General features: G+C 55.2%; 7 protein-coding genes. 4 read left to right on the forward strand and 3 right to left on the reverse strand.

Annotation, left to right across the window (positions count from 1 at the left end; genetic code table 11):
- Positions 1-270: 270 nt before the first annotated feature.
- The 4 genes from CJ255_RS20500 to CJ255_RS20515 all read left to right on the forward strand — a co-directional run bounded on the left by CJ255_RS20500 (position 271) and on the right by CJ255_RS20515 (position 3487).
- On the forward strand, positions 271-1521 hold the full coding sequence (locus CJ255_RS20500) for a Coenzyme F420 hydrogenase/dehydrogenase, beta subunit C-terminal domain (protein ID WP_097645940.1): 1251 nt from the start codon (positions 271-273) through the stop codon (positions 1519-1521).
- 142 nt (positions 1522-1663) lie between these two features.
- The gene (gene bchL / locus CJ255_RS20505; protein ID WP_097645941.1) at positions 1664-2482 is read left to right on the forward strand and encodes a ferredoxin:protochlorophyllide reductase (ATP-dependent) iron-sulfur ATP-binding protein; all 819 of its coding nucleotides are present in this window, start codon (positions 1664-1666) and stop codon (positions 2480-2482) included.
- A gap of 136 nt (positions 2483-2618) precedes the next feature.
- On the forward strand, positions 2619-3050 hold the full coding sequence (locus tag CJ255_RS20510) for a hypothetical protein (protein WP_097645942.1): 432 nt from the start codon (positions 2619-2621) through the stop codon (positions 3048-3050).
- Positions 3047-3487: an HNH endonuclease gene (locus tag CJ255_RS20515; RefSeq protein ID WP_097645943.1), complete on the forward strand. Its 441-nt coding sequence runs from the start codon at positions 3047-3049 to the stop codon at positions 3485-3487. Before CJ255_RS20510 ends, CJ255_RS20515 begins: the two co-directional genes overlap by 4 nt.
- A gap of 29 nt (positions 3488-3516) precedes the next feature.
- On the opposite strand, the gene CJ255_RS20520 is transcribed toward CJ255_RS20515, so the two are convergent.
- The 3 genes from CJ255_RS20520 to CJ255_RS20530 form a co-directional block, all read right to left on the reverse strand.
- Positions 3517-4941 (reverse strand): O-antigen ligase family protein, encoded by a 1425-nt coding sequence (locus CJ255_RS20520; RefSeq protein ID WP_097645944.1) that lies wholly within the window; start codon positions 4939-4941, stop codon positions 3517-3519.
- 125 nt (positions 4942-5066) lie between these two features.
- Positions 5067-6050 carry a class II fructose-bisphosphatase gene (glpX, locus tag CJ255_RS20525; RefSeq protein ID WP_165774855.1) on the reverse strand — a complete coding sequence of 328 codons (984 nt, stop codon included), beginning with the start codon at positions 6048-6050 and terminating at the stop codon, positions 5067-5069.
- Positions 6051-6133: 83 nt separating this feature from the next.
- Positions 6134-6691: an RNA polymerase sigma factor gene (locus tag CJ255_RS20530; RefSeq protein WP_097645945.1), complete on the reverse strand. Its 558-nt coding sequence runs from the start codon at positions 6689-6691 to the stop codon at positions 6134-6136.
- Between the last annotated feature and the right edge of the window lie 176 nt (positions 6692-6867).

Genomic DNA, 6867 nt, shown 5'->3' on the forward strand with positions numbered 1-6867 from the left:
CTAGACCTGATAGATATGCCAGATTTGCGAGGTCTGGTTAGCGGATTATTTACTGGAAGACCATAAGTCGGCACTCCAACGCCGCTGGCTGAGCCTGTCGAAGCCAAGCGGCGCGGCACAGAACTTCTTCGCGCTAACAAAAAAGCGGGTTTGGGGCGTAATCCCAACAGCGGGTTGAAGGGCGGCAGCCCTAAGCTTCATGCACATGGGCGCAACATGGCTATGGTACAATGCGACCACCAGTAAGAACCTAGAATCTAGAAGACGGCTATGACGACCACGACCGTTCGTCCGCTCCACGAAATCGCCTTACTCTCGCAGGCGGAGCGCTTCAAGGGGCGACCGAAGCTCTGTAGTGACTGCGGCATCTGTGGGGGTGAGTTGCGGCCAAAGATGGCCCAGTCTTGTGTCTTTGTGAACAACAAGCACGAGGAACTGGAACTGAAGTTGCACGGACGCAACCGTCGCGATGGCGATGAGTTGCTTTTTGGTATTTCACGAGCGATCCATGTTATCCGCATGCGCCCGGTGAACTATGAGGCGCAGTGGAGTGGGGTCATCACCACTATGGGGGCGCTGCTGCTGGAGCAGGGGCTGGTTGAAGGGGTGATCTGCACCCATGCAGCCCCGGGTACGCGCTGGGCTCCGTTGCCGGTGTTGGCGCGCACGCCTGAAGAGGTGCGAGCGAGTGCGGGCAATAAGCCCTGCATTTCACCCAACTTGGAAATTCTGGATCAGGTGCGGGCCAGTGGGCTGAAGCGTATCGCCTTCATCGGCACGGGCTGCCAAGTGCATGCCCTACGCGCCCTTGAGGACGAATTGGGCCTTGAGCGGCTCTATGTGATTGGCCTGCCCTGCACCGACAATACATCCTACCCTGACCTCTTGCGCTTCCTGAAGATCGCGTCCAAATCGCCTGATACGGTAGTCCATCAGGAATTCATGCAGGACTTCCGGGTCTGGTTCCGCCATGAGAACGGCACGATTGAGAAGGTCAATTTTGTTGATCTGGACGTGAGCGGCTTGGGGGGCGAGCGGGCGATGTTCCCGGCGGCGTGTATGAGCTGTTTCGACTACCAGAATGGCCTGACCGATCTGACGGTGGGCTATTTGGGTGCGCCGTTGCCGCCCGAAGAGCGTTGGCAGTGGATGTTTGTGCGTACCGAGCGTGGTGAAGAACTGTTTGAACTGTTGCGGCCCCACCTAGAGTTGGGCACCTACAGCGAAGGGGGCAATCGTCGGCCAGGCATCAAAGCCTACATTGGTATGCTGCGCCGTCCGAAAGTGCGCCCTGCGGCACCCATACGCAAATTTGTAGCCTGGATGCAGCGCACCAAAGGGCCCAAAGGGCTAGAGTTTGCACGCAGCGTCATCGAACAGAAACTGCTACGCAACCTTGTCTTTGTGCGCGATCTGCATGGTCGTCTCGAAGGGCGCATCGTTCCGGGCTATGTCTACCGGGCGTTGGAGTATACCGCTGAGGTATACGAGCAGGAATTTGAGCGACCGTTGAAGCGCTAAGGGAAGGAAGTAGAAACGAGAAAATAGGAAATAGGTGTTAGGGATGGTTCGCGGTGCGGCCCAGAACTTTCATAGCAAATTTGGGAGGGCGTAGCCCTTCCAGCAACCTACAGATACGAAGAGACTAAGTAAGGAATTGGCTATGTCCCTCATCCTCGCGGTGTACGGCAAAGGCGGTATTGGCAAGTCTACGACTAGTGCCAATCTTTCGGCAGCCATGGCCCTGAAGGGCGCGAAGGTGCTACAGATTGGCTGTGATCCCAAGCATGATAGTACCTTCCCATTGACCGGAATGTTGCAACCGACGGTCATTGATGTGCTTGAGCAGGTAAATTTTCACATTGAGGATGTTGTCCGAGAAGATGTGATTATGACCGGCTTTGCCGGGGTGGATACGTTGGAGGCGGGGGGGCCGCCAGCGGGCAGTGGTTGCGGTGGCTATGTGGTAGGCGAGACGGTGAAGTTGCTCAAGGAATTCGGGCTCTACCACAAGTATGATGTCATCCTCTTTGATGTTCTGGGCGACGTAGTCTGTGGCGGCTTCTCGGCCCCGCTGAACTATGCCGACTACGGGATGATCATTGCTTGCAACGACTTTGACAGCATCTTCGCGGCCAACCGGCTCTGTTTAGCGATTGCCCAGAAGAATCAGCGCCACAAAGTGACCATGGCGGGGCTGATTGCCAACCGGGTTGACCCCGATTTTGGTGGCACCAGCCTGCTCGAACAGTTTGTCGAGACGGTCAACACCAAGATCATGGGGCGCGTACCCTACCACGACCTCATCCGTCGTTCGCGTTTGGCGGGCAAGACACTCTTTGAGATGGAGGGCGAAGGCAAAGAGGATTGTATCCGCCCCTTCAACGAGATGGCAGAGTACCTGCTGAATCAACCCGAAACGACGGTACCCAACCCGATGCATGATCGGGCGATTTTTGATGTCGTGGGTGGGTGGAAGTAGGATTTGGTGAGCGTAGGGTCACCTTCTGGTTGGTGTTTGAGTAGCGCGTAGCGACATAGTAGCACTGTGTCACTACGCGCTAGTGAATTGTAAAGCTGAAAATGTATTTTTAAAACTACACCTCAAGGATGAAAATATGAGTCTACGTACAATTACACTTACCATACCTGAACCAATCTTCTTGCAACTTGAGGCTGCTGCGCGTACATCCGATCAATCTGTTGACAAGCTAGTTGCACAGGCACTTGAGCGTACCTTACCGCCCTATCTTACCGCCTTGCTTCCAGTGGAACTTCAGACAGAATTGAGTGCAATGGATCAACTTTCCGATGAAGCGCTGCAAGCTATTGCTTTGAGTCTTGCTCCTGCGTCACGCAATGAGAAGATTGATGAATTGATTGCGCTCAAGCAAGTATCAGAGCTTACTATTGAACAACAAGACCAACTTACTTTACTTTGTGCCGCAAATGAGGCGCTGATGGTACGAAAAGCGCATGCTTTTGTCTTGCTACATCAACGAGGCAGGCAAATCCCGACAGTGGATCAGTTGCCTATGCCCACATCATGAGCCGTCGTTATATTCCAGTCCAGTTAATGGCGCAGATTCTAGTTGATGCTGGGCATCGCTGCGGCTATTGTCAGACTGATGAACGATTTACAGGTAGTTTACTGAGTATCGAACATATTCAGCCGATTGCTGCTGGAGGATCAACTGATCGCTTAAATCTCTGGCGTTCATGTCGTGAATGCAATGAACGCAAAGGAGCGCAGCATACTGCGCTTGATCCTGATACAGGCGAACGAGTTGCGCTGTACAATCCTCGCACTCAGCGGTGGGGCGATCACTTCCTTTGGAGCAATGATGGGTTTTTCATCATTGGTGTAACTCCAATTGGGAGGGCTACGGTGCTTGCGTTGGATCTCAATCGTCCTCATCAAGTAATCGCACGTCGGCATTGGACTATTGTAGGTTGGCATCCACCAGACTGCTCGGAGTTGGGATAAAGGGGCGAGTGTGAACAATTTGATCAGATTTACCCTGATTCCTCCAAATCCCCGGCCATCGCCATGCCTAAGCCCATGGTACCCCAGAAGAGCGCGACCATGTGGCTGAATTCGATATTGAAGAAGTAGTGGTCGGCGATGCCGACGGCGAGGGCGGCGACAATGCCTGCTTGGCAGCCAAGTACCCAACTGCTGCGCTCTTCGTCGAGTTGGGGTAGGGCGCGGATGGTTTGGTAGAACCATGTGGCGACGGTGGCGAGGAAGGCGGCTAGGCCGATGAGTCCGATGCGTTGGCCAATGGCGAGGTAGATGCTGCTGACGCCAGCGGTGAGGTCGAGGTCGGGGGCTTGGCCGAAGCCGATGCCAAAGGCGGGGTAGCGCGCAATGATGGCGAGGGCGTTCTCGTATTCGGCGAGGCGCATCTGTTGGGCTTGGTCGCGGAATTGGATGCCGCTGATGAAGCGGTTGATGAATTCGTCGGCGAATCCAAGGGCGAGCAGTAGAATTCCGCCAAGCACGCCTCCGCCAAGCATCAGCCACCAGAGGCGGCGGTAGCGTAGGGTGGCGAGGTAGGCGGCAGCGGCGATCAGGCCGATCAGTGCGGTGCGCGAGAAGGTAAGGATGAGCGCGAGGCTCATGGTAGCGACGAGCAGGCCGAGCAGCCAACGCTGCATAATGGGCCGTTGGGCGACCAATTGGGCCGCGCCGAGGGCCACAATGAGCGCAAGCATCCCTCCAAAGCTGTTGGGGTCTACTGAAAAGCCAATGGCCCGTTCGAGGCCGTGGACATCATCTTCGACATAGCGGAGGACGCGCCCGCTGGTGGGGTAGCCGATGCGCCCGAGGGCGACGAGAATCTGTAGGGCGATCCGGTCGCTCATGGCCCAGAGGGCAAGCCCAACGAAGGCAGCGATGCCACCGCTGATCAGCAGGCCGCGCAGGGCAGTGCGCGCTTCTGCGCGGGTGCGAACGCAGTTGACGATGCTGATGAAGAGCAGGACGCCCAGAGTGAACTTGACGTAATTATGGAGCGTGCTGGTATCGGGCAGGCCACGGGCACCCAAGATCAGGGAGAAGAAGGTCAGCCCTAAAAAGCCAAAGATGGGCAGGCCCAAGGGGGTAACGCGCAGATCGTAGGCATCGGGGCGGGCGAGCATGCGGAGCACCCAGACGGCACTGAGAGCGACGAGGGCAAGGGTTAGGAAATTGGGCGTAATGATCGCCCGAAAGGGCAAGGTACCAAAGGGTAGGATGGTAATAATGGCGAAGACCGCAAGGATGCCCACTGTGGTTGAGGTCAGCATGGCCAGACCAACAAGCAGGCCAAAGATGCCAGCGAGGGCATAGAGCGGGCCAAAAGCCGCAGCACCACCAACCAGACCGCCGGTAGCAAGGGCCATTGCAGCGGCAAGAGCAGGTGATTGGGCTAAATGGGTACGTAACGTTATAGCCATGGAGAAGAACAGAAGAACAGTGGAACAGAAGAACAGGCGCTACATCCGAGAGAGCCTGAAGCCATCGCAAAAAAATAATTGGCGTGGTGGTGCGAGCGTAGCTCGCACCACCACGCCAAAACATCCTAATCGCCGTAGGGCATATTGGAGATCCGCATCAGTTTATCCCAGCGATGGGTCGCATCAATGTAGCGAATAGTCCCAGAGCGGGAGCGCATCACGACGCTGTGGGTACGGGCACCACCGCCAAAGTATTCGGTGCCGCTCAGGAATTCGCCGGTGGTAATGCCGGTGGCAGCGACGTAGATATTCTCACCTTTGGCGAGATCATTGACGGTATAAACTTGGCGCTCATCAAGGTTGAGTTCAGTCATCATGTTGCGCTCTTCCTCGTTGCGGGCCCAAATTTTGCACTGCATCTCGCCACCCATACATTTGAGGGCGGCAGCGGTAATAACCGCTTCAGGGGCACCACCGATGCCCATCAGGATATCGGCGGGAGCATTTTCAATTGCCGTCATAATCCCAGCACTAACGTCGCCATGGAGGATGAGCTTGATGCGAGCGCCAGTTTCACGAATTTGGCGGATGAGGTCTGTGTGGCGTGGGCGATCGAGGACAACCACCGTCACATCTTCAATCTGCTTATTGAGGGTACGGGCGACGGCGCGCACGTTATAGGAGACGGGGGCATTGATGTCAATCACCCCTCTGGCGCGTTCGCCAACCGCAAGCTTATCCATGTAGGCAATGCCTTGCCAATTGTGCAGGGCACCCCGTTCGGCAATGGCAATGACGGCAATCGCACCGGGCATACCTTCAGCCAGCAGGGTGGTACCTTCCACCGGATCAACGGCGATATCCACTTCAGGGCCATCACCGGCCCCAACCTGCTCACCGACATAGAGCATAGGGGCTTCGTCCTTTTCGCCTTCACCGATGACAACCACACCATTCATTGGCACACCATCAAGGGCAAAGCGCATTGCATCAACTGCCGCTTGGTCAGCACTAATTTTATCGCCACGGCCCATCCAGCGCCCGCTGCGTAGGGCAGCAGCTTCAGTGGCGCGTACAAGATCCATGCCCAAATTTCGCTCGATTCGCATCAGCTTCCTCCATTGGCGTCTTGGGGTCACGCGGGCGATTTATTCTAGCATAGGCCATGCCGACTGTCGAACATTGAACGAGATTACGTTGTATGCTCGCCAAGCTCGACCTGCATCAACAGGGACAAGCGCGTGAGTGCGCGGTGTTGGAGGGCTTTCACTGAGCCTACATTACGTCCCATTTGCCGCGCTGTTTCTTCAATCGATAGGCCATAGACATGGCGCAGCAGGATCACGCGCTGTTGTGGTTCGCACAGATGCTTCATGGCTTTACGTAAGACATGATGTTCAAGTTCTGCCAACAAGGCCTCTTCGGGCCCATCAGCTAAAATCTGCTCTTCTTCGAGATCGATCCACTGCCGCCGTCGCTTGCCACGCATGATATCAATGGTACGCGCTTGCGCGATGCGGTAAATCCAGGAGCTAATTGACCACCCTCGATCTTCGTAGGTGTGAATGCTTTCTAGCATACGCACAAATACCTCAGACTGAATGTCTTGCGCTAGGTCAACATCACCTACACGCATATACACATAACGATACACTCTGGGCGCAAAATACTTGTACAATTCCGTTAGCGCCTGCGGATCGGCTTCCATCGCCCGACGAACAAGGTCAGAAGGTGGTGGTAATGCGGTCATGGCAATCTCCAAAAGGTATTTGCTACTCACTATCGTAGAGTATAGTGATTTGTTGGTAACAGAAAGTAACAATCTCGGTAACTGTTTGGTTACTTACTGTTACCTTACTGTTACCTTCTGTTACCTTCTGTTACCTTCTGTTACCTTTTGTTACCAATGAAGCTCTGCTGGCGTTG

Origin of the sequence: Candidatus Viridilinea mediisalina (assembly GCF_002532535.1) — a bacterium.
Lineage (GTDB): Bacteria > Chloroflexota > Chloroflexia > Chloroflexales > Chloroflexaceae > Viridilinea > Viridilinea mediisalina.

Bases quoted from the DNA above. Each gene is read 5' to 3' on its own strand.
- glpX (WP_165774855.1), bottom strand. From the start codon at position 6,050: ATGCGAATCGAGCGAAATTTGGGCATGGATCTTGTACGCGCCACTGAA.
- CJ255_RS20515 (WP_097645943.1), top strand. From the start codon at position 3,047: ATGAGCCGTCGTTATATTCCAGTCCAGTTAATGGCGCAGATTCTAGTT.
- CJ255_RS20500 (WP_097645940.1), top strand. From the start codon at position 271: ATGACGACCACGACCGTTCGTCCGCTCCACGAAATCGCCTTACTCTCG.
- CJ255_RS20510 (WP_097645942.1), top strand. From the start codon at position 2,619: ATGAGTCTACGTACAATTACACTTACCATACCTGAACCAATCTTCTTG.
- CJ255_RS20520 (WP_097645944.1), bottom strand. From the start codon at position 4,941: ATGGCTATAACGTTACGTACCCATTTAGCCCAATCACCTGCTCTTGCC.
- CJ255_RS20530 (WP_097645945.1), bottom strand. From the start codon at position 6,691: ATGACCGCATTACCACCACCTTCTGACCTTGTTCGTCGGGCGATGGAA.
- bchL (WP_097645941.1), top strand. From the start codon at position 1,664: ATGTCCCTCATCCTCGCGGTGTACGGCAAAGGCGGTATTGGCAAGTCT.